The sequence below is a fragment of the Neisseria sp. SLRRB23 genome (assembly GCF_050896295.1).
In the GTDB taxonomy this organism is placed as follows: domain Bacteria; phylum Pseudomonadota; class Gammaproteobacteria; order Burkholderiales; family Neisseriaceae; genus Neisseria.
In genome coordinates this window covers 1-22,976 of sequence record NZ_JBPBFH010000028.1, presented here as the reverse complement: position 1 = coordinate 22,976, position 22,976 = coordinate 1, and the positions used below count along the sequence as shown (strand labels likewise).

Genomic DNA, 22,976 nt, shown 5'->3' with positions numbered 1-22,976 from the left:
GGGGTTAAACAATAAACGCAATCACGTTGCCGGTGATAATCCACGGGTTCACGAGGTCGGGCACCATGAATGTATCGAGGCGGGTTGGGTTGCCGATGTTGCGTTCGGCGTAGCTATCGGCGGTGAACTGGTCGATGTTTTCCACCAAACCCAATGCCTGCCAAATCTGCGCGCGCGCCACCATTTCGGCCTTCATGCCGGAGGGGGTCATAATCGGCTGGCCGGATGGGAATTTGTTGCCGTCATCCGCCAGCTTGTGCCGTGGATATTTTTGCTGAATGTAGGTGTCCCAGTCGTAGCGCAGATAGCTCAATGTCCACACCGTGTTAATCAGCAGATAGCTCTCATCGGCCTGACCTAGTTTGCCCACTTTGTAGGTGCTGATCAGCATATCGATCATCACCGCGCCGCCTGCGTTGGTGCGGTAGGTGGAGATACCGTTATACAGCAGCAGGTTGCGCTCCTGCAGGGTAAGCTGGGCGCTGTCGGCGGGCGGCAGGATGCCTTTGAGTTCCAAAGTTTGGAACGGGCGTGCCGGGTCGTTTTGTGCGGCAAACGCGGCCTGTGCGGCAGTCGCTGCAGCCAGCTGTACCGGCAAATTAGGCACACCGGGCAAACCGCCGATCACCGAAAACGGACTATTGCGGCCGTTGCCCAGCGTGGTGAGCCCGGCGTAGTTATCGGCCTTGGCGACAAACACCAAACCGCCGATGGCGCGCATCGGCCCCCAACGGGAAGCCAATTCATCCTCCACCGCCTTCAGGCTGGCGGCATCGGTAAACGGCATCACCATCACATCAAACTGTTTATCGCCCAGCCCGGCCAAGGCGGCGGACAAATCCGGCGTACCCGCGCCGCCGGCCATTGCGGTGATGGAAATAGTGAGGCCGGTTGGCGTTTGCTCGTCGCGCGGATAATAATTGAGCCGCAGGTCAATCTCGTTGCCAGGCAAGCCCTTGTTTTTGGCCGTCAGTGTTACTGCACCGGCATCTGCCTGCGCACTCACCGGCAAATCGGCGGCGGCATTCACGGCGGCAGCCAGCGCGGTAGCCACGGCAGCCGCGCCATCGTTGGCTTTGACTGCCAGCTTGACTGCCTGGCCGCCGATGTAGAGATACACCACGCCGCCATCCTGCACCGTGCCGGCAATCTGGATTTTGCCGCTGGCGGCCGAGCCGGAGGTGTTGGACAAAGGCAGGGCGAAGGTTTCGATGTCGCCGCCTTTGTTGTCAAACCAGCCTTTGGCCGCCCAATACATCAGGCTGCCCGCACCAAACATACCGGCAGCCTGCTCCAGGCGGGTAATCGGCACGGCCTTGCCTGCTTCCGCACTGCCGCCGGTGGCCGGTGCAATAAGCAAGGCGCGATAAGGCTTGATATTTGCGCCTTTTTTGGCCAGCTCGTTGTTAAATTCGGTGCGGCTGCCCGGCGCGCGCAGGGTGCCGGGAATCTCATTAAATGCAATCGTCATTTGTTAGCCTCTTTGTCTTTGCCGGCCACCGCCTCTACTTCGCCCGCATTCAGGCGGCGCAGCCAGTAGTTGTTTTTTTCCACCTGCGCGCCGTCTTTCGGCAGCGGCTCGCCGGTGGCCGGGTCGGTGATTAGGTAATCGCCAACCGGTCGCACATAAAACGTAGTCATAAAAGCCCCTTTCAGCTTTTCGGGATGTTGTCTTCGGCATCAATCTCGGGATTGCTGCCATACAGTTGCCAGTGCGTGGCCACCTGTGCCTCGGTGATCAGCTGCGGGCCGATATGCGCCTGCGGGTGGTGGTTTTCATCGCCCACATAATCGCCGGCCTGCTCATACCACACCGCCTGCCACAGCTGGGTGTAAAACACGCTCACGTATTCGCCTTGGTCTTCGGCCTCGATGGTGAGCGACAGCGGCAGCAAATCCTCGCCCAGCTCGCCGCCGAGTGTGGGGTTGGCATAAAACAGTTTTTCCGCCAGCGCGGTCATTTCCTCCGCCACGTCTTCGGTTTTTTCGTTGCCCTGCACAATACAGGTAACGGCCAGCTGTGCTTCGTGCCGCAATTCCAGCGGTGCGGCGTTAAATACGCTGCTGCTGCGGGATGCCACCGATACCACCACGCACGGCAGTTTGTTTTGCGCTGGCGCCACCCAACGATAGGGATACACCCGTCTAAACTTGGTACGCAGCAGCGCCACGGCGGCGGCGCGGATGTCAGTAAGTTGGTGCCGGCTCATTTTTCGCCCTCAACTGTAAAACGGTGATGCCGGTGCCGTCGGCCTGCACTTCGGCTACCCGGTAGGCAACGCCCCGCACCTGTATTTCCGCTTCCGCCACCGTGTCCGGCAGCTCGGCGGAAAGGCAGATTAAATACGGGTCGGCATTGCCAGCCGAGATGCCGTAGCCGTTATCTGCGGCGTATTCGCGGTCGAAAATGCAGCGCACCTGCTGCCCGTCGAGCAGCGCGGTTTCGCCGAAGTCGGCGGGATTGGTAAACACCCCAAACGGCTCCTTAAACACCGTTGGCACCCGTTTCACCTGAACCTTCTCCGCCGCCGCCCTGACCGCCGGTCAAATCATCGTCAATGTCGCCATCGTCGTCATCGCCGCCGTCAGTTTGCGCCGTGCCGTCGGATTCTGCCGACCATTCAGCCGCCCAGCCTTCACGGATATAGGCCGCCGCCTGTTCTTCATCCACCGAATACTTCTTACCGACAAAGAAACCTTTGCCGTCGTCAAAAAAACTGCGCAGCGGTGTAATCTTGATTTTTGCCATTTTTAATACTCCAAATATTTAGGCCGTCTGTTGCTCAGACGGCCTGCGGTTAGATGGTTATGCTGCCACGATGTCTTTAATGGCGGCAAAGGATTCGACATGACGGACGGCAATATCCACATCTTGCAACGTGGTGATGCGTACCGCGCCCGTAGTAGACTTGGTGTACGGGTCAACAATCACATCCAAAACGCCCCAGTGCGCAATCATCAGATCAGACCAGTTACCAAAAATCAGCGGGCTGCATTTGTTGTTCGCCGTGCCTTTGGTCAGGTTGGACGGAATTTGGTTTGATACCGCGCAACGGTAGCCGTTCAACGGCGTTGCGCCGTCCTGCCAAATGTAGCCGGACACGCCGTCGGCCTTCAGCTTGGTTTTCAGCAGGCCGCGCACGCGGGCATTGGTGATGTAGGCTAAATCGCCGATGTCGGCATTGGCGGCGGCAATGGCACTTTCCAAAGCGACGATATGCTTCCATTCGGGCGCACCGCCGTTCGCACCGATTTCCACCGCGCCGATGCCGGCAGTGTTCAGGATGCCGGTCGGTTCGTTGCCGGTACCTTTGCCGTTGATGGCCGCCAAATCGATACCCAGCATCATGGCTTTCAACAATTCGCTGCGGGCGAACTGTTCGGCAGACAGCGAAGACTGCAAAATAAATTTGCGGCTCAATTCGGTATTGGCGGTAACGGTTTTCGGTTTCAGGCTCATTTGTCCGAAAGTGGCGTTCGATTCGGACGCGCTGCCGTTTTCATCCACCCATTGAACGGTGTTGCCGGTCAGGTGTTTCGGAATGGTGATGTCGCCGACCAAGCCGTCCAATACGGTCGCACCCAACTGGGCAACAGCAAGTCGGTTGCGCAACAGTTCGATGAACATGTCTTCGCGGAAGTCGTTTTCGATGACGTTGCCGCCGTTTGCCGCATTGCCTTTGCTGTAAGCGCGGGCAATCAAATCAGTCGGCACAAAGAAGCCTGCCGCTGCGCGACCATGTCGTTTTTCCAACTCTTCCGACACTTCTCGTTCCAAGCCCGCTTTGTCCCATTTGCCGGTTGCGGCGGCAGACATGGCGCGCAGAAGAGAAAATTCACGCTGTTCCTTATCTGTCATGCCGATTTCACCGGCGGTAACGGTCGGCTTCGTCTGCATGTTTGCCATGATGGCGGCGCGTAATTGGGCTTCACCGCCACCCTCTTTAATAACCTTTTCGGCGGCTTCGATACCGCCGTGGGCGGAGTAACTGCGACCAATGGCCAGCAGTTCGGAAACGCGGGCGCGTTCGTTCTGCATACCGCGTTCGGCAGTGTTGTTGGTATCGGTTGCTGCGACGGCAGGGATTGAAGCAGTGGGAGTTTCCACCGCGGCGGGAATTTGATTTTTATCCATGTTTCGATTTCCTTTTTCAGGGGTTGGGTTTACAGGGTTTTCAATAAATGGTTCCGCCGATCTGCCGACACCTACTGTCGGGTCGGCCGGAACGGTTACAAAGCTGATTTCATACGGCATCCAGCGGGTAACGATGTAACGGTAGTCCTCATCGTCTGCATCGGGATTGTCCAATACCATGTCTTCCACGCGGTAGCCGACGCTGATATGGCGTAGGATGCCGTCTTGCACGTCTTGGAATTTTTCCGCCGCTTTTGCGCCGTTGCCAAAGCGTACCAAGGCACGGCCGCGCTTGTCGGTATCAATCCAAGCACGTTCGATGACGCCGATTTGGTCGCTCCAGCCATGATTGAACAGCACCGCGCCGCCGTCGTTCAGACGGCTTAAGTCAACGGCACCCGCCGCATGACTTAATACCTCTGCGCCGAACCAACGTTCTACCGGCTCTTCGCTGGAAAACGCCACTTCGACCGTTCGTTTTTCAACATTCACGCTTTCACGCTGAAACACGGCAAAGCGGCTCATTTGCTGCATTTGCGCCTTATCAGGCTTTATTTTCTTCATTCGGGTCATCCTCCGATTCTGGTTCTGCCGCCACAGAGGGCGGTTTGACATCGGCAGCGATTCCCTTCGCCGCCAAAATTTGGTTTTCCTGTTCGATTTGGGCGATTACATCCTCAAAATCTAAGCCCATTTCCGTACAAATATCACGACGGGATTTAACCGACAGTGCCACCGCTTCTTTATGCGCGTTAATATCTTTCAGCGGGTCAACCCACGACCAGCGGCGCCCCTGCCAGTTGCAGGCCTTGAACTTGTCCAGCTTGCCGGCAGGCAGCGATTTGCCGGACGGCATCTTGATTGCGCCCATTAGCAACGCCGCCTCAATCCAGCGGTCGAATACGTCATACAAGAACGCTTCGGCAAACCAGTTTTGCAACGTCATCCATGTGTCGCGCTCCTCCAGCGTCCCGCTGCGGATACTGGAAAAGTTCACGCCCTCAAGGTCGTTCGCCAAGCTGTGATAAGCCACGTTCAAACCGCTGGCGATACCGCGCAGGCTGGCTTTAACGAATGCGTCGTAATTGGCGTGCGGGTAATCCGGGTCGAACGGCGTAAAGTCGTAACCCTGCGGCAGTTCGTGAAATGTGCCCGGCTCGACCGAATCGATTAAATCGATGCTGCCGCGCCCGTTATCGACCTCTTGCCCGTCAATCGGCGGCATGAAGTTGTCGGCGTCTTCCGTCTGTTTGAAAAAGCCCATTTTCGATGCGCCGACACGGGCGGCGATAATGGCCGCTTCCTGATAGCCCGACAGGTTTTGCAGACCGATGATGGACGAAGCCACCCACGGAAAGCCGCGCCGCTGCTCTGGGCGGTCATGCAGGAAAATATGGCTGATTTGCTCCGCCGGCACCCGTTCGCGTAAATTGCCCGTACCCGTCTGTCCGTATGATTCGCCCGGATGTGCCGTCCGCAGCCAGTACGCCACAGGACGGGAATAGCTGTTTAACTCGACACCCATGCGCACGGCGTTACGCCCGTTTTGCTGCGGAACGTTGTATCCCGTATCCAAACGGTCAATATCCAGCACCTGCAACGCATAGCCGTAATCATTGTCAAACCCTGAAATATGACGAATCAGCACTTCGCCGTCCCGCGCCACGCCGCGAATCAGCAGCCGTTGCAGGTCGGTAAAAGACATCTGGCCGGTAACGTCGCACACACCGCGCCGCGCCCAGCGGGAAAACGCTGCTTCGATGGCCTTGTTCGCCAAGGCATCGGGCTTTTCGGCGTTATCCAGCAAAACACGCATTTGCAGGGCAAAACCGTCGCGCCCGATAACGTTGCTTTCGACCATGTTCAAAAACTTGCGCATATAGTCGTTGTCGCGCGCAAGGCTGCGGGCGCGGGCGCGCAGGCGGTCAAGGTCTGACCGCGCCAAAGCGTCCGCCGACCAGTTTTGCGGCTGCCACGAAGCCAGCGACCCGACCGGACGCGCTCCGGCAAAGTTGCGGCGGGCTGTTTTCGGGACGGCTTCCCGCCTGCCGAACAAACGCGCAAAAAAACCGCGCTTTTGCGGCGCGGCATTTGATTGTTTTGCCATAGCTCATCCTAAAATCGCGTGATGATACGGCCTGAACGGCGCGGAGAAATACCTGCCGCCGCTTCCAGCCGCTTGATTTCCTGCTGCCAGAACCGTATCTGCTTCAACAAATCGGCAAGGCTGGAAAATTCCATTTCGCGGTCTTTGATTTTGTACCGCTTGGTCATGCCCCTGCCTGCCGCATGTTCCTTGTATGCCTTCCGAAGGCTGTTCAGAATTTCTCGTGCTTCTTCAAGCTCTACCGCATAGTCATTACCGTTCATTTTCAGACGGCCTCTTTTGCATAAAATTTACTGATGCCTTCCTCGAAACGCTCTTCCACCCAGCCTTTCTCAATCAGCGTATCAATATCGCGACGGGCAAAAATCCAGCCGCTCCATTTCTGCTTTCCATATACCTCATTAGCGACACCGGTCGATGTGCAACCCGGATACGTCCGAATGTGTGATAGAACCTGTTCTTTTTCGTTCATAGTCAATACCGTAAAAAGCCGTCTGAATTTCAGACGGCCTGAATCAATAATTGGTAACGAAGTTACCGCCCTTACGCCGCCTGTTTGCCGCAAAACCGCCGCCATTGTCGGCCTTCGGTTTTCCCTGCACCTGTTCGGCGGGTTTCGGCTCGGCAAACAATTCCGACTGCAACAGCGCGTTTTCGTATAACGCCCATTTTGCCGCTGACATGGTATGCGTGCCGACCGAGCGGGCGGCATGCAGGGCATAGACTTCGCAGTCCAACGCCTCGTTTCGTACGCCGACTTTCTTCTGCCAAACCTTTTTGTGCTTGTTCATGCGGCTGGGTACTTTGACTTCGCTCAACAACTGGCCGCAGTAATCGGCGCGGACATCTTTGTAAAAGTGCATCCGTCCTGCACCGCTTCCTTCCAGATTGATGCGCGCGTGCTCGTCTATCAGCAAGTCTTTCGCACGCGATACGCCGACGCTGTACACCTGCACGCCGAATTTGTCGGCCTTGGTGTTTTTGTGCTTCAAGTCAATCGCCCGCGCCCGACTGAAAATCTCTTTATCGGGGCTGGTGCTGCCCTTGACCGCCATCACATTCACCGCTTTTACGCCACGACAGCCGCGTACAAAGTGATACACCGCGTCGGAGGTATTACCGTCCGAACTGTCTATCGATACCGCCGCAATCTTCATTCCCGCGCCGGTTTCGTGTTTGTAGGCCGTCTGAAAAATCATCTCGGCCAGTTTGCGCCACACGTCGGATTTGACGTCCACCGTGTTGCCGTGGATTTCGCCCCACCAAACCAGCCAGCTTTCCTCGCCGCGCCCCCATGCGCGGATGATGACGGCCAGCCGGTCATGTTGCACGTCCACGCCCATAGTCAGAATCAGACCGCCGCGCGGAACGGTGTTTTCGGCGTAGTCTTCGCCGCGTTCTGCCAGGTCGTCTTCCTTTACACCGTCGTTGGTCATCTCAAACGGAATGCCGATAGACGAATTGACGAAGGCAATCATCGGCGATATATCGCCGTTGTCCGCTTCGTATTGCGCGGTCAACCATTTTTTCATCAGTTCGGAAAACACACTGCCGGGGAACGGGCTGTATAGCTCGTTCAGGTAAAAACCTGCCGTGCCGTGAAACGGCGCGGTCGCCTGCCACCAACCGCGACGCACATTACGGTTTTTCTGCATGTCGTTCCACACCGCGCCGCAGTTCGGGCAGGTGTAATGCGCCGTTTCCGGCAGCTTTTTGCCGAAAACAGGATGGTTGCCGTTCGGGTCTTCATCGCAGGAAAGGTAATCGAAGCTCAACACATGGGCTTCGCCGCATTCATGGCACGGCACCATGCCGACACGCTTGTCCGACAACTCCATTTCGGCGGCGATTGTCGAGACGCCCGCAATAGTCGGCGTACCGCCTAATACGATTTTCGGTCGGCGGTAGGTTTTGGTGCGCTCCTTCGCCAGCTTGATACTGTCGCCCTGACCGCGCAGGTTCAGGTTACAGTCGTCCGGCTCCTCCACGCACACAATCGGCACCGGCGACGATTTCACACTGGCAGGGCTGTTACTGCCCACCAGCTTCAGAAAACCGCCGGGGAATTTCTTAAACAACTGCCGCTGCCCTTGCGCACGGATACGGGTATCGACTTTCTCGCGCAAGGCGGGGGTCGCTTCGACCATCGGAACGAATTTTTCGTCCATGTACTCTTTAGCCGCCCCCTCTTTCGGGAACAGAACCAGTATCGGACTGGGCTCGGTATCGATGGATTTGCCCAAAAAGTTACCCAGCACACCCGAAGTCCACGCCACTTGCGCCGATTTCTGGCAAACAACCACTTGCACGGACGGGTCGTCCAGCGCATCAAGCGGGCTGTTTTCCCATGCCAGATACGGCGTTACGTCCAAAACGTATTTGCCCGGTCGGGCGGCCTCTATGCCGGAAAGATAGCGGTACTTGTTCGCCCAGTCGCGGGTTTTAATTTTACGCGGCGGTGCCCATTTCCGGCACGTCTGCCGCAACACCCGCGCCACCGTTTCAGCCATCCGTGCCTGCATATCCGCCATTGTCGTCTGCATCGTCTTCCGCTCCATAATTCGCCAGCTTTTCCAACGCTTTGTTTATATGCGAAGCAATAGCATCAGGATCGATTTCCACCCCTGCTGTCGCACTCAACTCTATCGCCAACTGCTCCGGCAAAGTGAGAAACTCCGTGCGTGCCGCCAAAATATGGTCAGCCCATGCACGTTCGAATAAAGCGGCTGGAGCTAATTCACCCGTGCGCTCCTTTAAATCAAGTTCTATTGCATCTGCTTTCAGCCTGTCCAGCCTGTCGCGGGGTTTTTCCTTATTCAGCCGCTCCAACTCCCGCTGCACCATCCAGCGGATAACTGCCGCACTTTCATATTCATTGGCCTGCCCTCGGTTGTCCGCATAACTGGCAACTGGCAAACCTTCCTTTTGCCATTCCGTCAGCGACCGTTCGGAAACACCAACAATTTCCGAAAGCTGCCTTTTGTTCACCAGCATAACGACCTTTACCCCTCAAAACTCACCCAACCCAAACTATTTGACCCAAATAAACCAACCTACCCAGCAAAAATAAAAAACCAAGTCCAATCAAAAACTAAATCTAATAAAACCACTCTATCAAAACCAAGTAAGGAAGCTAATACAACCTGTCGCTTAACAGAAATCGGGGTTCGAATTACCCGCGTTTTAGTCACCCGCCGGAGTACCTTTTGTTTTTATCGCGCCGATTTTATGGCAGCCTCGATGGCCTTGCGCATCTGTTCGGGGAACTCACGATCAATCGTATGCTCCGCCGTCTCGAAGTAAGGGAAGCGTTTACTGTATGCCGCCCGCCGAACAAACAGAGCAATAGGCCGCCAGTGCTTGCCGTCTGCCAAGATTTGATAGATGCCGGGACGGCGGCGGCCTTGGCGTTTACCGATAGCCACGAAGGTATAGCCGCGTTTCTTTTTTGTACCCCGTGCCAAACGGCGGCGGGCAGCATCGGTCATATTTGCGCGGTAGCCACTTTCGGGGAAGGCACGAAAATAGGACAGTATTTTTATAATCTGCCCACGGCTCCAGTTGCCGTAATTATCCATCTGCGCGAATTTACCCGGTATGCAGTAATAACCTTTCGGCATTACCCCCACTCCTTGCAGCGCCCGCTCGAAGCGTTTGTGGCTACGGCTGCCGCCATCAATTTGCGGCAGTAGATATTTTTCTGCCGGGGTGCCTTTGAAGGTATCGTACTTAAGCCAAACTTTAGCTGTCGGGTTGGCTTTCGTGCCGGGTTTTACATATAAGCTATTGAGTGTGTATGGCGTGGGGCGGTCGAATACTGCCCGCATTTTGTCGATTTCCGCCTGTTTAACCAGTTTTGCCGTGCGGTTTACCGCCAGCGAATACGCAAACGGCAGCTGCTTGCGCTCCAGCGCATTGAGATGCGCCGTGGCAGTATCGGCTTTCACACGGGCGGAAACAACAAACACAGCACACTCCAATAAGCCAAAACCGCCCAGATTTAACTCTGGGCGGCGACAGGATAATATTTTTTTCACTAGACCACATGGGCTATATACAACTGTCGAGCGGCGGACAAGATATTTTGCAGTTCGCATCCCGAGAAAATGGTATCAAGCGTGGCGCCGCGAAGCCATTTGCTTTAATCGACCCATGAAATTCTTTCCAAACGCAAAAAGCCCGTCTGAATCTTGTTCAGACGGGCTATCCACGCTTTTTTTGACTGAAAAATGAAAAAGCTGCGTTAACCGTACACACAGTTAAACACAGCTTGCCATAATTTAAACAAAAATCCCCCAAGACGTCAAGAGCGTTTTAACAACTTTTTAACAGCGGAATCCGCCGTCAAGTTAAGCCGAGCATTTGCCAAACGCCGCTCGTAGGCTTTGCGCGTAATGCCCAAAGCCTTTGCCTTACCGTCTTGAGTTCCGACGCGACAGTATTCCGTCATGATCGCCTGCTTTCGATTAGGATTAAGACGACAAATCGCCCGATCCATCACGCTCGCTATCCCATCGCCGTCAACGCCATAAGGCAGAATTGCTACAAATTCCGTCTTGGGCGGTAAATCGCCCGCCGCCATTAAACGATTAAAACGGCTGCAACCGAAGCCCAAGCCGTTGTCCCCACGCTTGGCAGACCATTCCGCCCACCATTCCAGAAGTAAATCAAGTTCAAATTTCATTTTCTCAGTCAGTCCTTACATCGCGCTGACCACCCTTAGCCCCATCTCAATATGTAGGGCTTTATTTTTGAAGAGATATTATATCAAAATCATAAATTTACTTTCGAAACTTATTTAACTTTTTATCCATAATATTCAATATGTTGCAAAAAATTCATTATTATCTATTGCAATGCTACGCTTAACGTTGTATTATACACACATGGACAGACAATAAGGTCTACCACCGATACCTTGACGGATTCAGGGAAAATTAAAGGATTTCAAAATGTTCAAACGCGCTATTATCTTCACTTCTTTCAACGGCTTTGAAAAAGTTTCTCGAACTGAAAAACGCCGCCTTGCCAAAATCATCAATTCTCGAGTTTCCATCATCGACGAATACTTGAGAGCCAAAGATACCAACGCATCTCTTGACGGTCAGTACCGCGCTTTCTTGTTCAACGACGAATCGCCCGCGATGGCTGAATTTCTGGCAAAACTGAAAGCCTTTGCCGAAAGCACCGCTGGTATCAACATTTACGCATGGGAAATTGAAGAGGGCGAATACATCCGCCTGCCGGTGGAACGCAGGGATTTCTTGGCAGCGGCAAACGGCAAAGAGATTTTTAAAATTTAAGACACAAGCCGCCTGAATATGGCGGCTTTTTTGAAAGGTTTAAAATGAGCAAAAACAATATCTTCAGCAAGTACCCGGCAATTATTCACGGCGAAGCGCGTGGGGAGAATGACGAATTTGTGGTGCATACCCGCTACCCGCGATTCTTGGCGCGTAAATCTTTTGACGACAATTTCACGGGCGAATTGCCCACCAAGCCGGTGGACGGGGAATTGGGACAAATCGGCGAGCCGCTCCGCCTTGCCTATGATTCGCGCATAGGGTTGTGGCTGTCTGACTTTATCATGTTGGACAAAAACAAACCTGAAAACATGGAGGAATGGCTTGGGCAATTAAAAGCCGCCTGCGACCGCATCGCGGCAGATGATTTGATGTTATCAGAAGATGGGGAATTTTATGATTGAAAATGCTGAACTTGGCTACACGCCCGCCAATTTGAAGGCTTTGCGTCAAAAATACGAGCTAACGCAAAAGCAAGTCGCAGGCATAACGGAGGCTGCGTTACAAACTGTGCAACGGTGGGAGATGACAACCGACCGGAAAAGCTATATCAACATGCCGCATACCAAATGGCAGCAGCTTTTGCAGTACATCATAGACAACCAATCAACAATACAACCTGGCCAAAAGGTCGTCTGAACTCAGACCAGCCCCGTGCAAAAGGTCGCCTGAACTCAGACGACCTTTTATTTATACAAATCTGCCAGACACATAGCTCTGTGCCATAAATTTTAAAATCCTGTGCCATTGTGCCATGCTCTGTGCCATTTTTTAAATCGCTGAAAGCCTTATGGGGCATGGCTTTGTGCCATTGTTCCATAAATTTTTTATAAAATCTCGCATAAGAAAAAAAATTATCCAGCCATAAAAAAATATGACACGGTATATATACACCGTGTCATATTTTGAAAACCTATAAATTTTTTCTCGCGTAAAGCAAAAATCGCTGAAATTTATGGAACAATGGCACAAAGCCATGCCCCATAAGGCTTTCAGCGATTTAAAAAATGGCACAGAGCATGGCACAATGGCACAAATTTATGGCACAACCAAAAATCCAAACTACAAAACGCGCCCGACAACTCTGCCGCACGCGTTTTGAAAATATCATACATATGTCAGACTCAATCGTCAAACTTCTTCATCGCCGCGATACCTCCAACCAGCGCTGCGGAATCGTAAAACCTCATTGCCCAGGGCATCCATTTCCGGCAATCCGTCAGCCGCTTGCCAGCCAGCCGGCTTAAAAATCCAGTTTTGACACGATACGTCGCCATCTTTATTTTTCGTCCTCCACCAGCGCCGCGCCCGCGGCATCTTCTCAGCAATGTGTTGGAGAAACTTTGTTTTACCAGTTTCCCGCTCGCCGTTTTGCCTGCACCACTCTTTGTAAACCAACCAAAGGTCGTCCGTAATGCAACAGCAAAACGGCAGGTCTTTAATACCACCACCAGCCCACTCCGAATAAAAGGTCTGCCAAGCATAGCGGCCATAGGAAATGACGTTTTGTTTCGCGGCAGTCATCGGCGGCGGCGTGTTTGGATCGAATCGCACAGGCTCTTCCAATTTGATGATCTCATATCTCTTTTCGTTTTCAGTTTCCTGTTGCCCGTAAGTCAGATAAAAATTCCAACACAACAGGAAACTGTAAAACAGACGAACGCCATCGTTGCCGATACAGTCTAAAACTTCATCTCGCAACGCTTTATCCAATTTTTTCTCAGGCCACACGACAAAGTAACGCCGGTCGTTTTCCTCAATTTTGAAAGGCTGAGATTCATTACTCAAAAACACACAATTCATATGGTTTGCCTCTTCGTAAGCATCCTGAAATTTCCGCTCGACGCGCATCGTCTTGCCGGTAATCATATGTTTTTGGCTGCCTGTTTTATTGTATTTTTGCTGATTTGTGTAAACCTCTTCAAAAATACCGAACATTTTGCCTGATCGGTTTGCCGTATAGTTGCTTTCCAAGTCCTCTTGACCATATGTTGCGCCGTATTCGCCGTACATCGGTTTGACAATTTCCTCGAAAAAGAAAGATTTACCCGCACCGTGTATATGACCGTGCATAACAACGGCGGTTGTCATCTTTGCGCCTACGTTCTGCAACGGATAAGCCAACCAATTCAAAATGTATTCGACTTGTTGGTAATCCCCATTACATAAGTGATTAATCAAATTCAGAATCGGCTTGATTTCAGGGAATAATCTATACAATTCGTAGTTTGTTTCGGGCATATCCTCTTTTGGAATCGGGAATTTCGGTTCAATCGGCATGCCTCGGAAGATGTTGATATAGTCGTCAGACAACACCCGACCAGGCTCAAAGACCAATCGATCGAACCGTTTTACAATTCGGCTCGGACTATTGACCCAAATTTTAAAACCATCAGGCGTCATCGACAGACGAGCCGCCTTTTCAGGGACAACGCGCCATAGTTTGTTGTCCCAAATCGATGCCGAACCATCAAGATAAATGAAACGCTCCATCATATCTTGCGTGTCATCATCTTTTACCGCCTGAATCAATGCGTAGTCTTTTTTCAGACGGTTGATTTCGTACATAGTCAGCACCGGCGCACGGCCCCATTCATACCAAGCATCGACAACGTCTTTGCCGAAATGGACGGTCATGGCTTTTCGGGTATATGTAACCCCAGTCTTCCTGTTCACCCCATGGTCCTTACCCTCAACAAGCCCAAATTCTGATTTCAGTTTTTGCAATTTGGACAAATATTCGTCATCTATATCCCCCGCGCTCCCTTGATTGCCTGTTGCTTCGAGAGATTCAGGCAACTGCTCAGATTCCGGCTCCATATATTGAATGGGTGCGGGAAAGTTTTCAGACGGCATTTCCGCTTCCGGCACATACTCAACCAGCCAATCCGCCGCGCCCATCCAGCTCAACACTTCGGAAGGGTCGACGATACGCCCGCCGTCTGCAATCGCATCTGCAATATCGAAACCATGAGGCCATATCCCTGGAGCAGGAATATTGACCAACCAAACGCGGCAATTCTGCTTTGTCAGCACATCGGCAATACCAAGCATCGCCTTTAGCCCGCCTTGCTCATTGCGCGGCAGAAACGGCTTAGATTCAGGGTCAATACCTTCATCCCGTTCTTTTTTCGTCAACTTTTGGCGCAAAGAATCACAATCAGGCCACAAGACAACATCACGATCAAAAACCGCCGACCAATCCGACTTATCCCAGTTATTACAACCGCCATGCCACGTCAGGACGGCATAGTTATAACCCTGAGCATCTGCCGCGTTCTTACATTTCTCCCCCTCAACAACCAAAACCGGTAATGATGGGTCAGCAGCCAAAGAATCAAGACCGTACAATGGGCGCGGGTTATCCCAACAACGCCAACGCCACATCTTTTCGCCTGTTTTCTTATGCTCGCAAAACGTATAAGGCAGATCGATTTTTCCGCCGTCTGATTTTTTAAATCGGGCAACGCCACCCAAAACCGCACCGGAGCTATCGCGGAAAACAGATTTAAAAATCAGGTCGTCTGATTTTCTAAATCCATTCCCAAAGCTCATAGAATTCAGCGCATATTCAGGCACAGGAACGATTGGCTTCCACAAATCACGCTCCTCCTCCTTTACTGGAGCAGGAGGAGGCAACGGCTTCGGAGCCTTATCTACCAAATCCCCATGCGCCAACCCAAGCAAGGAGGCAACTTTGTCTCTAGCCTCGGTAAAACTATAACCGCAAACATCCATCAACAAATCAAACGGGCTGCCGCCTTCAGGCTTGCATTGATTGCAAATCCAAACACCACTCCCGCGACTTGAACCGCTACCGTCCGTAAACCTGAATCGGTCAGATCCGCCGCATGACGGACAGGGGTGATGTTTTTTATCTAAAATTTCGGACGGTATGCCGCACGCCTCTAAAACCTCACGCCACCGGCCATGCGCGGCGGCATTAATTTCGGCTTTTGTTGCATATTTTTTATTCATTTTCAGTCATCCTTTACGTTTTTTAGGCGTAAAAAATACCCACCCACGCACACAAGAATCACTCTGGAGAGGGCGGGCTAAACACTGATTGCGCGATTAATCAGTACAGGGTAATTAAATCTGTAACATCCCTTTAGGGATAAATAACGGCTCAGTCCACAAGCCGATGTGCAGTATCGGACAGGCTGCTTTCGCCAAAACGACGCTTTGTGCGATGCTTCGCGCCTTAGCAGCCTCCTCTTTTTCGCGCTCGACCTCCATCAATGCCGCCATGACTGCCTGCTTTTGCTCAAATTCTTTTTCACGGCGCTTGTACAGCAAATTTTGCTGATAGACGTTGTGGCATCGGCGGCATCGGGGCGCGTATTTTTGCAGCCCGGTTTTTCTGTCAAAGCCGTTTTTCGGAAACGCCGTTATCGGCTTAACCTCTCCGCACTCCTTACACGTTTTTGTTCGATTCATCGAGAACTCCAATATTAAAAATTATCGTCATCAATGCGGCTTCCCCAGCCCACAGCGAGTCTTCCACGACCTTGCGCGTTTCTTTTAAATCTGTCATCATTCAAAATCCTTTAACGTGGTTTAGAATAGCCACCTTCGCCCGTCATCCCCGACGGGCTTTTTTATTTGGGCTACAGACGTGTCGAGGGGAAAGCCCGCACTTCCTCAGCCTTCACTCTTTTACCGTCTGAAAATAAAAAAATTGCCCGCCCAGACCTCAATGCTTTTGAAATTGCTCCTTGAGTAACGCCAATTTCTTTGGCTGTTTTCGCCTGTCCGTGCTGCTCAACATACTCATTTAGCGGAATTTTCTTCATAAATTACTCCAAATAATAGACATATTATTACCGCAAGTAATCTTAAAGTCAATACTTGCGGTTATTTGATTATTATTACTTACAGTAATATATTTAAATTATTTAATATATTTAAATTATTGAAGGAGGCGGCAAAATGAAAAAAAGAGAATTAAGTGAAATTGAGACGGCTGAATGTGCCAAATTAAAAAGAATTTTTAACTCCAAAAAAGAAGAGCTGAAGCTAACTCAATACAAACTGGCGGAAGCTGTAGGAGTTACTCAAAGCGCGGTGAACCATTATTTAAATGGCACCAACGCCTTAAACGCCTCCATTGCAAGCCAGTTTGCCAAAATCCTGCAAATCCCTGTTTCGGATTTCAGCCTCCGACTTGCCGAAGAAATAAGCAGTATGTCCATCGGCATTGATGGTGATAAATTGCTGGCACTGCAAGCAGACAATCTCAACACCATCACCCTCAACCTATACGACGTGTCCGCCAGCTGCGGGCATGGGGTAGTTAATCCTGATTACCCACAACTTCTACGCTCGATTGAGATTCCCAATGACGCACTATTTGAGCTTTTAGGAACAACCAATCTGACAAATGTGCAACTTATGCCGCCGGACGGCGACAGTATGGAGCCGACCATTCCTCAAAAATCGATAACACTAATCAGAACAGACGTTAGCGAATTCCAAACCGGCGGCATCTACCTATTCACCTTTGACGGCTATACCTACATCAAACGCCTGTCCAGAGGCAAAGGCGGCGCGATACACGCTACCAGCGACAACAGGCACTACGCTCCCTCGGATTTTCTAATAACGCCTGAAGAATCTGACAAATTCCACATTCATGGCAAATTTTGGAAAGTCCTTCCACTTGATTTTTTAGACCTCTAATCACCCCTTTAGACAGCCTGACCGTCATGGGCGGGTATTTGGGTAGAGCGCATTACCCGTTATTTGAAACACAGCCCGCGCGTTGCGGGCTTTGTAATGTCTGTAAAAAACCGCCCAAACAGGCGGTTTTTTTGTGTCTGTGGAATCTTAAAAATAAATTCTTTTTGAAATCAAATATAAATATAAATAACCGCTAATAATATTACTAGCGGTATTGTAATAATGGATTACTAGCGGTAATATTTACCCATCGAAACAAACAACCACTTAAAGGAAGCAAAAATGAAACATCTGGCAAACATCATGCGGTTCAACGACTGGAACACTAAGCAAGAAAGTACCGTAGGCCGAATTATGGAAGAAGGCAGGGGCAAAAAGAAACGGGCATCGATAGAGTGGGTAGGCAGCCCGATGCTCGAAGAAGTGGAAGGCAACTACCAAGATGCCTGCCGCATCGCCCTAAACGCCGACACATGGCACTTTATCAGCCCGATTTGACACGCTGCCGTCGCACGGGCGGCTGCAACGGCTGAACTTTAAAACCGCCCGAAGGCGACAAGGCTACTAAGACAAACCAGCACGACTAGGAATACATATGAACATCATCGAAGAGTACAGCATAGACATCCGCGTAACCGCAGAGCAGGGGGAAAACGACTACGGCTACCCCACAGAACGCTACGGATGCGACATCATCAACACAGACGGGGAGCTACTTGTCGGCATAGAACCAGAGTACAAAACCACCTTTGCCGCCGTCAGACAGGCGCTCATCTGTCTGACAAAAGACAACCTCAAAAACGCTGCCTGATATTAAGCCGTTACCCCCCAATAATGAGGAATCAAAATGAAATACTTGATCCGCACCGCCTTACTCGCAGTCGTAGCCACCGGCATCTACGCCTGCCAACCGCAATCAGAAGCCGCAGTGCAAGTCAAGGCTGAAAACAGCCTGACCGCTATGCGCTTAGCCGTCACCGACAAACAGGCAGAGATTGACGAGCTGAACGCCCAAATCGACGCCGAAATCAGACAACGCGAAGCCGAAGAATTGAAAGACTACCAATGGATACACGGCGACGCGGAAGTATTGGATGGTAAGGAATGAGCTTCCATCCCGAATAGGCGGGAAGTATGAATAAAACCTGTTTCTATTGCGCCCATGCCGACTTCAAAACCCAATTGAACACGCCGATGCACGCTTTTGCGAAATGCCCAAATGCGCGGAATGCGAAAGAAAAAGCGACCTACTACCCACGGACAAATCCATGTGTTACCGGCGCGTTTCAGACGGCATCTGAAGCGGCAATGAGAAAACGGCGGCAGGAATTTGGAGAGCCTGCCCATAAACCAGACGGGAAGGAATAAACAATGACTGACAACATCAACCCGAGCCACTACCGGCAACACGCCCACGAGTGCATCGAGTTCACCCAATACCTAAATTTCAATTTGGGCAACGCCTTCAAATACATCTGGCGGCACAAAGAGAAAAACGGTCGCGAAGATTTGGAAAAGGCGATGTGGTATCTCAAACGCCAACGCGATGACGCGCCGAAGTTCATAGAATTGAAAGTTAAAAAGTACGGCGATATGTACGACAAGCTGTGCCTTATTGATTTCGACATGGACACTAAAGACGCGTTGTGCAGGATTCTGTATGCCGCCGCTGATGGCTCAGAAGACAGTATCAGCTGGGCACTTGACTGCGTCGAAGACCTATTGAACAAAATGCCGTCTGAAACGGAGGCAGAAGATGCTTAGTATTGCCCTCTACTTCGTTGCTCTCATTGCCCTGTTTGCCTCGCTCGTGATGATTGTAGCTGACCTGTCAGGTTGGACGGATTTCGGCTTTATAGCCTACATACCGGCGGTAGCACTGATATTTTTACTGGGGCTGGTGATGTTGGTTCGATTTACTTGTGGCATAAAAGGATATCGAAATGTGCGAAATGAGGACGTGTAAAACGTGCGGCGAAACCAAGCCGCTTAAGCCGGTTGATGAAACCGACCCAAAAGAGGGGAAATTTAATGACACATATTAGAACCTGCGTATATCACGACTCCAGCACAAAAGGTTTCAAACACGGCATCAAACACAAACGGCACGACTGCTGGCGCGGCGAAATAAGCGTTTTTCAGCGCGGCGAAGACGGAAAACTGCACCGCACACACCGAATCCGCAAACGCTTTGCCACACCCGAACAAGCCAAAGAACGGACGAAAACCCATGACGTTTCAAGGACACAACAACCGTAAAAAAGCCGGCGGCTACGCCGAATACATCACGGGCGGCAGCTTGAGGCGGCTGGTTGCCGCCAAAGTCCGCCAATACTGCGGTGAACACCCGAGCGTATTTGACGGTGCGGCAGGAAGCGGGCAGCTTGAGCAGTATATTTTGCCGTCTGAATTTCACGCCGTAGAGATACAGCCCGAAGCCTGCAAAGCGTTGTTGCAAAACTACCCTGCCGCCAAAGTGTACAACACAAGCTTTTTCCTTTATGCCGACGGCGAACCGCAAGACTGCACCGTCATGAATCCGCCGTTTTCAATCAAGCTAAAGGATTTGAGCGAAGACGAAAAAAACCGCATCGCACAGGAATACCCGTGGAAGAAATCGGGCGTAGTCGATGAAATCTTCGTTTTAAAAGGATTGGAAAACGCCCGCCGATTCGGATTCTTCATCTTGTTCCCCGGCATCGCCTACCGCAAAAGCGAACAGCGATTCCGCGAAATCATCGGCAACCGGCTGGCAGAACTCAACCGCATTCAAAACGCGTTTGAAGACACGCCGATCGAAGTGCTTTTACTGGTGGTCGACAAAGACAAAACCGACAGCGGCTGCATCCGCGAACTGTACGACTGCAAAACAGACACCCTTCTTGCCGCCGACACTTGGCAGATTGAAGCCGACTCGTGGCAAACCGTTCAAAAGCCCGTGCCGCCAAAGGAAAAGGAAGACCCCGTCCTATTGGAACACGAATGCCGTGACGCGGTGGCAAAGCGTATTGCCGGGGAATTGCGGTTCAGCAAAATGGTCAACGAAATAGAAGGTTGGCCGCGTGCCGAATTTGACGGCTTTTGCGACCAACTGTGTAACCTGATACAGACAGAAAAATACGGGAAAAAACACTACTTCCCGTGCAGCCTGCCGCTTTTTTAACAGGCGGCCGTCTGAACAACCGACCGAACAGGAGAGCTTATGCACCGGAGCCGGTCAAACGCCTGCCAAGCCGCCAAAAGGCGGAAAAAAAGACAGGACAAAATCAAAAGAAACAGGAGGACAAAGCGATGACACCCGAAAGAATAGAACAAGAACGCGCCGCGTTTGAGGCGTGGATGGTTGAGCTACATCCAACCAACCCGCAAACGGAACGAGTGGGCGACGAATACAGCCGCCTTGGTACACAGTACAAATGGGAAGGCTGGCAAGCCAAAGCCGCGCAATCCGAATGGACAAGCGTGAAGGACAGCCTGCCTGAACCGCCTGAAACGAGAGGCAAATAATGGCAACAGTAAACATCCTCATCAGCGACCAACCGAACGGCCTGTTTATCAAAATAACATCGGACGAACCAATACCGAAAGATGGCGAAGACGGCGGCAGCATCGCCCAAAACGCAGGCCTTATCTGCCTAGCCATCCTTAAGCGCGAAATACGGCAGATAACAGGCAAAGAACCAGTTTTGATTGATATCCAATAACCCGAGCGGCAGAATCAGAGGTAAAAAATGAACGAGATTAAAACCATCCTATCAATGGTGCAGGAGCTGCATAATAATCAGCAGCGCGGCAGGCTGGCCGGGCTTACCGAAGATTCGGCTATCCTGATCGATACCGCCGACATCGCCGAAATGATGAATTACTCTTACAGCTACACTTATAATAAAATCGTCTGCCGCCCTGATTTTCCCGAGCCGGTCGACCCCGAAAAACGCCCGCGCAGCAGCGGCAAAAAAAACCGCCGCTGGATAGCCGGCGACGTTGTGAAATACATCAAATCATGCAGACAGCAATAAACAAGCGGCCAATCGGCCGCTTTCCTTATTCCAGCTTATCCGCCAAATCTTCCACCGTAGGCGCGTAGTAGGTATTGAGCAAAATCCGCAAATCACGATGCCCTGAAATCTTAGCAAGCTCCATCGGCGAATATATCTTGGCGAGCCGCGTCAGTGCCTCACGCCGCGCATCGTGAAAATGCAGGTTTTCCAATAGACTGCGCCGCTTGAGTTTGCGAAACAGCGCATCCAGCGAGCCGCTGGTAATATTAAACACAAAAGAATTTTCGCGCACCGTTTCCATCTGTCGCAAAATCGCCACCGCCTTGCTGCTTAGTGGCACATTGCGCGGATGGCCGTTTTTAGTAAGCGGGATATGCACATAGCGGCGATCATAAAACACACAATCCCACGTCAGCATCACAATCTCCCCCGCCCGCATCGCTGTTTCCAGCGCGAAATAAAACGCCGCCGCCGCCCGTTGCGTGCGGGCGTTTGGCACACAATCAGGTGTATACCCACCCGCAAACGCCACCGCCGCCGCATCCTCATCCGTTACCCGCTGCGTACGGGCCAGCCCGTCTGCGGGTTTGTCCAGCCGCTGCATAAAGTTTTCAGGCAGCCAACGCCATTGCTTGGACGCCACCGTCCAAACATTAGACAGCAGCACCCATTCCCGCCGCAGCGTGGACGTGCTCACCTCTTTTTTGCGCTCATCCGCCCAATCTTGGAACTGCAACTCCGACAAATGCGGCAGCCTCACCTCCGCCAGCGGCGTGCGCAGCACGCGATTGATGATATTGGTTTCATTGCGCCAACCGTGCTTATGTACCGATACCTCGTTTTTATACCGCTCCAATACCTCCGAAAACGGCACATTGGGCGCACCGCCAAAGCGCAGTGTGCGCCACTCATTTTCGATTTTAGCCGCCCAAGCCTCCGCTTCCGTCTTGCGCGGGAACGAAGCCGATCGGTTTAGTGCCGGCAGCCCATCCCGAGCCACCCGGCGAACCTGCGCCAGCCACATACCGTTAGATTTTTTGCGGATAGATGCCATTGTTTTTATCTCCGAGCCGTTGCAACGCCGTTGCAAATTGCGTTGCAAATCCGTTGCAATTATAGGCATAAACAGAGAAAAACAGAAATAAAAAGCATAAAGAATAGGCAAAACAAGAGCAGGCTATGAATCGCCCAAAATTAAAATATACGATTGAATTATAAAGATAAAAGATATTAGCCTGCACCTTTTTTAGGTTGCAGGCTAATAGAAATTGGCACGCCCACGGGGATTCGAACCCCGGTTGCCGCCGTGAAAGGGCAGTGTCCTAGGCCTCTAGACGATGGGCGCGTGAAGGTGCGCTATTTTACAAGGCTTCGGAAACTTGTCAAGCCTGTTGCGTAAAATCAACAGCAAAAAATGTAAACTTCCGCTAATTTTTATATATAAAATATATAAATATCAACAAATTAATGTATTTTTTTTTTTTTTTTTGCGTGTCAATGATTTGTATATAAAACGGAAAATAATTTTATCGACCCGACGCATCCAAAATTTTTATTTACCGAGAAAATTTTGCAAGGTGATACGGTAATTCCCATTCGCAAAGTGGAGACATTTAGCCAAGGGCGTGAAAATCGGCGACATCAAATCTGAAGGCAAAGGCGTTTCCGTTGCTTACGAAACTGCTGCCGGCGAAGCCAAAACCGAAGTATTCGACAAACTGATCGTTGCCATCGGCCGTATTCCAAAC

General features: G+C 51.5%; 34 protein-coding genes and 1 tRNA gene. 16 read left to right on the top strand and 19 right to left on the bottom strand.

Translation table 11 applies throughout. From position 1 onward, the window contains the following. Window positions 1-4: 4 nt before the first annotated feature. From ACRPFF_RS08400 to ACRPFF_RS08340, 13 genes are all read right to left on the bottom strand, one after another. Window positions 5-1,471: a phage tail sheath subtilisin-like domain-containing protein gene (locus ACRPFF_RS08400; RefSeq protein WP_432674387.1), complete on the bottom strand. Its 1,467-nt coding sequence runs from the start codon at window positions 1,469-1,471 to the stop codon at window positions 5-7. Next, window positions 1,468-1,641: a DUF2635 domain-containing protein gene (locus tag ACRPFF_RS08395; RefSeq protein ID WP_082887733.1), complete on the bottom strand. Its 174-nt coding sequence runs from the start codon at window positions 1,639-1,641 to the stop codon at window positions 1,468-1,470. The genes ACRPFF_RS08400 and ACRPFF_RS08395 overlap by 4 nt, the downstream gene beginning before the upstream one ends. An 11-nt stretch (window positions 1,642-1,652) precedes the next feature. Beyond that, a complete protein-coding gene (locus ACRPFF_RS08390; protein ID WP_432674386.1) occupies window positions 1,653-2,210 on the bottom strand; it encodes a hypothetical protein in 558 nt (185 codons plus the stop codon). Continuing rightward, window positions 2,188-2,472, bottom strand: coding sequence for a head-tail joining protein (locus ACRPFF_RS08385; protein ID WP_432674385.1), 285 nt, complete (start codon window positions 2,470-2,472; stop codon window positions 2,188-2,190). Before ACRPFF_RS08385 ends, ACRPFF_RS08390 begins: the two co-directional genes overlap by 23 nt. Before the next feature lie 13 nt (window positions 2,473-2,485). Further along, window positions 2,486-2,749, bottom strand: a complete 264-nt coding sequence (locus ACRPFF_RS08380) for a hypothetical protein (protein ID WP_432674384.1) — start codon at window positions 2,747-2,749, stop codon at window positions 2,486-2,488. Window positions 2,750-2,806: 57 nt separating this feature from the next. Beyond that, the gene (locus ACRPFF_RS08375) at window positions 2,807-4,699 is read right to left on the bottom strand and encodes a phage major capsid protein (protein WP_432674383.1); all 1,893 of its coding nucleotides are present in this window, start codon (window positions 4,697-4,699) and stop codon (window positions 2,807-2,809) included. Beyond that, the gene (locus tag ACRPFF_RS08370; RefSeq protein WP_432674382.1) at window positions 4,680-6,242 is read right to left on the bottom strand and encodes a phage portal protein; all 1,563 of its coding nucleotides are present in this window, start codon (window positions 6,240-6,242) and stop codon (window positions 4,680-4,682) included. The genes ACRPFF_RS08375 and ACRPFF_RS08370 overlap by 20 nt, the downstream gene beginning before the upstream one ends. Before the next feature lie 8 nt (window positions 6,243-6,250). Further along, entirely contained in the window at window positions 6,251-6,505 is a 255-nt protein-coding gene (locus ACRPFF_RS08365) for a hypothetical protein (RefSeq protein ID WP_002241425.1), read from the bottom strand. Between the two features lie 2 nt (window positions 6,506-6,507). Further along, window positions 6,508-6,714 (bottom strand): hypothetical protein, encoded by a 207-nt coding sequence (locus tag ACRPFF_RS08360; protein ID WP_432674381.1) that lies wholly within the window; start codon window positions 6,712-6,714, stop codon window positions 6,508-6,510. Between the two features lie 43 nt (window positions 6,715-6,757). After that, window positions 6,758-8,785 (bottom strand): phage terminase large subunit family protein, encoded by a 2,028-nt coding sequence (locus tag ACRPFF_RS08355; RefSeq protein ID WP_432674380.1) that lies wholly within the window; start codon window positions 8,783-8,785, stop codon window positions 6,758-6,760. Continuing rightward, on the bottom strand, window positions 8,745-9,236 hold the full coding sequence (locus tag ACRPFF_RS08350) for a terminase small subunit (RefSeq protein ID WP_432674379.1): 492 nt from the start codon (window positions 9,234-9,236) through the stop codon (window positions 8,745-8,747). The genes ACRPFF_RS08355 and ACRPFF_RS08350 overlap by 41 nt, the downstream gene beginning before the upstream one ends. Before the next feature lie 218 nt (window positions 9,237-9,454). Then, complete coding sequence (locus ACRPFF_RS08345; protein ID WP_432674378.1) at window positions 9,455-10,339, bottom strand: hypothetical protein; 885 nt, start codon at window positions 10,337-10,339, stop codon at window positions 9,455-9,457. Between the two features lie 206 nt (window positions 10,340-10,545). After that, window positions 10,546-10,926: a hypothetical protein gene (locus ACRPFF_RS08340; protein WP_432674377.1), complete on the bottom strand. Its 381-nt coding sequence runs from the start codon at window positions 10,924-10,926 to the stop codon at window positions 10,546-10,548. A gap of 268 nt (window positions 10,927-11,194) precedes the next feature. On the opposite strand from ACRPFF_RS08340, the gene acrIIC3 reads away from it, so the two are divergent. The 4 genes from acrIIC3 (at window position 11,195) to ACRPFF_RS08320 (ending at window position 12,647) form a co-directional block, all read left to right on the top strand. Next, window positions 11,195-11,545 (top strand): anti-CRISPR protein AcrIIC3, encoded by a 351-nt coding sequence (gene acrIIC3 / locus ACRPFF_RS08335; RefSeq protein WP_432674376.1) that lies wholly within the window; start codon window positions 11,195-11,197, stop codon window positions 11,543-11,545. Between the two features lie 44 nt (window positions 11,546-11,589). Continuing rightward, complete coding sequence (gene acrIIC2 / locus ACRPFF_RS08330; protein WP_432674375.1) at window positions 11,590-11,949, top strand: anti-CRISPR protein AcrIIC2; 360 nt, start codon at window positions 11,590-11,592, stop codon at window positions 11,947-11,949. Next, complete coding sequence (locus tag ACRPFF_RS08325; protein WP_432674374.1) at window positions 11,942-12,184, top strand: helix-turn-helix domain-containing protein; 243 nt, start codon at window positions 11,942-11,944, stop codon at window positions 12,182-12,184. The genes acrIIC2 and ACRPFF_RS08325 overlap by 8 nt, the downstream gene beginning before the upstream one ends. 316 nt (window positions 12,185-12,500) lie before the next feature. Beyond that, window positions 12,501-12,647, top strand: a complete 147-nt coding sequence (locus ACRPFF_RS08320; protein WP_180300826.1) for a hypothetical protein — start codon at window positions 12,501-12,503, stop codon at window positions 12,645-12,647. A gap of 29 nt (window positions 12,648-12,676) precedes the next feature. Here the strand turns inward: ACRPFF_RS08320 and ACRPFF_RS08315 are convergent, their stop codons facing one another. The 4 genes from ACRPFF_RS08315 to ACRPFF_RS08300 form a co-directional block, all read right to left on the bottom strand. After that, window positions 12,677-15,523 (bottom strand): DUF5906 domain-containing protein, encoded by a 2,847-nt coding sequence (locus tag ACRPFF_RS08315; RefSeq protein ID WP_432674373.1) that lies wholly within the window; start codon window positions 15,521-15,523, stop codon window positions 12,677-12,679. Window positions 15,524-15,637: 114 nt separating this feature from the next. After that, a complete protein-coding gene (locus tag ACRPFF_RS08310) occupies window positions 15,638-15,985 on the bottom strand; it encodes a hypothetical protein (protein WP_432674372.1) in 348 nt (115 codons plus the stop codon). Beyond that, the gene (locus tag ACRPFF_RS08305; protein WP_269460481.1) at window positions 15,963-16,085 is read right to left on the bottom strand and encodes a hypothetical protein; all 123 of its coding nucleotides are present in this window, start codon (window positions 16,083-16,085) and stop codon (window positions 15,963-15,965) included. Before ACRPFF_RS08305 ends, ACRPFF_RS08310 begins: the two co-directional genes overlap by 23 nt. Window positions 16,086-16,155: 70 nt before the next feature. After that, window positions 16,156-16,341 carry a Cro/CI family transcriptional regulator gene (locus tag ACRPFF_RS08300; RefSeq protein ID WP_002238713.1) on the bottom strand — a complete coding sequence of 62 codons (186 nt, stop codon included), beginning with the start codon at window positions 16,339-16,341 and terminating at the stop codon, window positions 16,156-16,158. A 136-nt stretch (window positions 16,342-16,477) separates the two neighbouring features. On the opposite strand from ACRPFF_RS08300, the gene ACRPFF_RS08295 reads away from it, so the two are divergent. The 12 genes from ACRPFF_RS08295 to ACRPFF_RS08240 all read left to right on the top strand — a co-directional run bounded on the left by ACRPFF_RS08295 (window position 16,478) and on the right by ACRPFF_RS08240 (window position 21,246). Beyond that, window positions 16,478-17,227, top strand: coding sequence for a LexA family transcriptional regulator (locus ACRPFF_RS08295; RefSeq protein ID WP_308021096.1), 750 nt, complete (start codon window positions 16,478-16,480; stop codon window positions 17,225-17,227). 282 nt (window positions 17,228-17,509) lie between these two features. After that, window positions 17,510-17,725 carry a hypothetical protein gene (locus tag ACRPFF_RS08290; protein WP_432674371.1) on the top strand — a complete coding sequence of 72 codons (216 nt, stop codon included), beginning with the start codon at window positions 17,510-17,512 and terminating at the stop codon, window positions 17,723-17,725. A 97-nt stretch (window positions 17,726-17,822) separates the two neighbouring features. Then, complete coding sequence (locus ACRPFF_RS08285) at window positions 17,823-18,038, top strand: hypothetical protein (RefSeq protein WP_432674370.1); 216 nt, start codon at window positions 17,823-17,825, stop codon at window positions 18,036-18,038. A 36-nt stretch (window positions 18,039-18,074) separates the two neighbouring features. After that, window positions 18,075-18,335, top strand: a complete 261-nt coding sequence (locus tag ACRPFF_RS08280; RefSeq protein ID WP_432674369.1) for an NGO1622 family putative holin — start codon at window positions 18,075-18,077, stop codon at window positions 18,333-18,335. Between the two features lie 26 nt (window positions 18,336-18,361). Next, window positions 18,362-18,595 carry a hypothetical protein gene (locus ACRPFF_RS08275; RefSeq protein WP_432674368.1) on the top strand — a complete coding sequence of 78 codons (234 nt, stop codon included), beginning with the start codon at window positions 18,362-18,364 and terminating at the stop codon, window positions 18,593-18,595. Window positions 18,596-18,598: 3 nt separating this feature from the next. After that, on the top strand, window positions 18,599-18,991 hold the full coding sequence (locus ACRPFF_RS08270; protein ID WP_432674367.1) for a DUF3310 domain-containing protein: 393 nt from the start codon (window positions 18,599-18,601) through the stop codon (window positions 18,989-18,991). Beyond that, a complete protein-coding gene (locus ACRPFF_RS08265) occupies window positions 18,984-19,193 on the top strand; it encodes a hypothetical protein (protein ID WP_432674366.1) in 210 nt (69 codons plus the stop codon). Before ACRPFF_RS08270 ends, ACRPFF_RS08265 begins: the two co-directional genes overlap by 8 nt. A gap of 65 nt (window positions 19,194-19,258) precedes the next feature. Beyond that, window positions 19,259-19,486 (top strand): hypothetical protein, encoded by a 228-nt coding sequence (locus ACRPFF_RS08260; protein ID WP_432674365.1) that lies wholly within the window; start codon window positions 19,259-19,261, stop codon window positions 19,484-19,486. Continuing rightward, complete coding sequence (locus ACRPFF_RS08255; protein ID WP_432674364.1) at window positions 19,458-20,390, top strand: SAM-dependent methyltransferase; 933 nt, start codon at window positions 19,458-19,460, stop codon at window positions 20,388-20,390. The genes ACRPFF_RS08260 and ACRPFF_RS08255 overlap by 29 nt, the downstream gene beginning before the upstream one ends. Window positions 20,391-20,518: 128 nt before the next feature. Further along, the gene (locus tag ACRPFF_RS08250) at window positions 20,519-20,734 is read left to right on the top strand and encodes a hypothetical protein (RefSeq protein ID WP_432674363.1); all 216 of its coding nucleotides are present in this window, start codon (window positions 20,519-20,521) and stop codon (window positions 20,732-20,734) included. Then, window positions 20,734-20,931: a hypothetical protein gene (locus tag ACRPFF_RS08245; protein WP_432674362.1), complete on the top strand. Its 198-nt coding sequence runs from the start codon at window positions 20,734-20,736 to the stop codon at window positions 20,929-20,931. Before ACRPFF_RS08250 ends, ACRPFF_RS08245 begins: the two co-directional genes overlap by 1 nt. 27 nt (window positions 20,932-20,958) lie before the next feature. Further along, the gene (locus ACRPFF_RS08240; RefSeq protein ID WP_432674361.1) at window positions 20,959-21,246 is read left to right on the top strand and encodes a helix-turn-helix transcriptional regulator; all 288 of its coding nucleotides are present in this window, start codon (window positions 20,959-20,961) and stop codon (window positions 21,244-21,246) included. A 25-nt stretch (window positions 21,247-21,271) separates the two neighbouring features. Here the strand turns inward: ACRPFF_RS08240 and ACRPFF_RS08235 are convergent, their stop codons facing one another. Together ACRPFF_RS08235 and ACRPFF_RS08230 are read right to left on the bottom strand one after the other, a co-directional pair. Next, window positions 21,272-22,282 (bottom strand): site-specific integrase, encoded by a 1,011-nt coding sequence (locus ACRPFF_RS08235; RefSeq protein WP_432674360.1) that lies wholly within the window; start codon window positions 22,280-22,282, stop codon window positions 21,272-21,274. Between the two features lie 215 nt (window positions 22,283-22,497). Next, window positions 22,498-22,573 (bottom strand) — tRNA-Glu (locus tag ACRPFF_RS08230). Window positions 22,574-22,976: the final 403 nt, after the last annotated feature.

Bases quoted from the DNA above. Each gene is read 5' to 3' on its own strand.
- ACRPFF_RS08400 (WP_432674387.1), bottom strand. From the start codon at position 1,471: ATGACGATTGCATTTAATGAGATTCCCGGCACCCTGCGCGCGCCGGGC.
- ACRPFF_RS08395 (WP_082887733.1), bottom strand. From the start codon at position 1,641: ATGACTACGTTTTATGTGCGACCGGTTGGCGATTACCTAATCACCGAC.
- ACRPFF_RS08390 (WP_432674386.1), bottom strand. From the start codon at position 2,210: ATGAGCCGGCACCAACTTACTGACATCCGCGCCGCCGCCGTGGCGCTG.
- ACRPFF_RS08380 (WP_432674384.1), bottom strand. From the start codon at position 2,749: ATGGCAAAAATCAAGATTACACCGCTGCGCAGTTTTTTTGACGACGGC.
- ACRPFF_RS08375 (WP_432674383.1), bottom strand. From the start codon at position 4,699: ATGAAGAAAATAAAGCCTGATAAGGCGCAAATGCAGCAAATGAGCCGC.
- ACRPFF_RS08370 (WP_432674382.1), bottom strand. From the start codon at position 6,242: ATGGCAAAACAATCAAATGCCGCGCCGCAAAAGCGCGGTTTTTTTGCG.
- ACRPFF_RS08365 (WP_002241425.1), bottom strand. From the start codon at position 6,505: ATGAACGGTAATGACTATGCGGTAGAGCTTGAAGAAGCACGAGAAATT.
- ACRPFF_RS08360 (WP_432674381.1), bottom strand. From the start codon at position 6,714: ATGAACGAAAAAGAACAGGTTCTATCACACATTCGGACGTATCCGGGT.
- ACRPFF_RS08355 (WP_432674380.1), bottom strand. From the start codon at position 8,785: ATGCAGACGACAATGGCGGATATGCAGGCACGGATGGCTGAAACGGTG.
- ACRPFF_RS08350 (WP_432674379.1), bottom strand. From the start codon at position 9,236: ATGCTGGTGAACAAAAGGCAGCTTTCGGAAATTGTTGGTGTTTCCGAA.
- ACRPFF_RS08345 (WP_432674378.1), bottom strand. From the start codon at position 10,339: ATGCGAACTGCAAAATATCTTGTCCGCCGCTCGACAGTTGTATATAGC.
- ACRPFF_RS08340 (WP_432674377.1), bottom strand. From the start codon at position 10,926: ATGAAATTTGAACTTGATTTACTTCTGGAATGGTGGGCGGAATGGTCT.
- acrIIC3 (WP_432674376.1), top strand. From the start codon at position 11,195: ATGTTCAAACGCGCTATTATCTTCACTTCTTTCAACGGCTTTGAAAAA.
- acrIIC2 (WP_432674375.1), top strand. From the start codon at position 11,590: ATGAGCAAAAACAATATCTTCAGCAAGTACCCGGCAATTATTCACGGC.
- ACRPFF_RS08325 (WP_432674374.1), top strand. From the start codon at position 11,942: ATGATTGAAAATGCTGAACTTGGCTACACGCCCGCCAATTTGAAGGCT.
- ACRPFF_RS08320 (WP_180300826.1), top strand. From the start codon at position 12,501: ATGGAACAATGGCACAAAGCCATGCCCCATAAGGCTTTCAGCGATTTA.
- ACRPFF_RS08315 (WP_432674373.1), bottom strand. From the start codon at position 15,523: ATGAATAAAAAATATGCAACAAAAGCCGAAATTAATGCCGCCGCGCAT.
- ACRPFF_RS08310 (WP_432674372.1), bottom strand. From the start codon at position 15,985: ATGAATCGAACAAAAACGTGTAAGGAGTGCGGAGAGGTTAAGCCGATA.
- ACRPFF_RS08305 (WP_269460481.1), bottom strand. From the start codon at position 16,085: ATGATGACAGATTTAAAAGAAACGCGCAAGGTCGTGGAAGACTCGCTG.
- ACRPFF_RS08300 (WP_002238713.1), bottom strand. From the start codon at position 16,341: ATGAAGAAAATTCCGCTAAATGAGTATGTTGAGCAGCACGGACAGGCG.
- ACRPFF_RS08295 (WP_308021096.1), top strand. From the start codon at position 16,478: ATGAAAAAAAGAGAATTAAGTGAAATTGAGACGGCTGAATGTGCCAAA.
- ACRPFF_RS08290 (WP_432674371.1), top strand. From the start codon at position 17,510: ATGAAACATCTGGCAAACATCATGCGGTTCAACGACTGGAACACTAAG.
- ACRPFF_RS08285 (WP_432674370.1), top strand. From the start codon at position 17,823: ATGAACATCATCGAAGAGTACAGCATAGACATCCGCGTAACCGCAGAG.
- ACRPFF_RS08280 (WP_432674369.1), top strand. From the start codon at position 18,075: ATGAAATACTTGATCCGCACCGCCTTACTCGCAGTCGTAGCCACCGGC.
- ACRPFF_RS08275 (WP_432674368.1), top strand. From the start codon at position 18,362: ATGAATAAAACCTGTTTCTATTGCGCCCATGCCGACTTCAAAACCCAA.
- ACRPFF_RS08270 (WP_432674367.1), top strand. From the start codon at position 18,599: ATGACTGACAACATCAACCCGAGCCACTACCGGCAACACGCCCACGAG.
- ACRPFF_RS08265 (WP_432674366.1), top strand. From the start codon at position 18,984: ATGCTTAGTATTGCCCTCTACTTCGTTGCTCTCATTGCCCTGTTTGCC.
- ACRPFF_RS08260 (WP_432674365.1), top strand. From the start codon at position 19,259: ATGACACATATTAGAACCTGCGTATATCACGACTCCAGCACAAAAGGT.
- ACRPFF_RS08255 (WP_432674364.1), top strand. From the start codon at position 19,458: ATGACGTTTCAAGGACACAACAACCGTAAAAAAGCCGGCGGCTACGCC.
- ACRPFF_RS08250 (WP_432674363.1), top strand. From the start codon at position 20,519: ATGACACCCGAAAGAATAGAACAAGAACGCGCCGCGTTTGAGGCGTGG.
- ACRPFF_RS08245 (WP_432674362.1), top strand. From the start codon at position 20,734: ATGGCAACAGTAAACATCCTCATCAGCGACCAACCGAACGGCCTGTTT.
- ACRPFF_RS08240 (WP_432674361.1), top strand. From the start codon at position 20,959: ATGAACGAGATTAAAACCATCCTATCAATGGTGCAGGAGCTGCATAAT.
- ACRPFF_RS08235 (WP_432674360.1), bottom strand. From the start codon at position 22,282: ATGGCATCTATCCGCAAAAAATCTAACGGTATGTGGCTGGCGCAGGTT.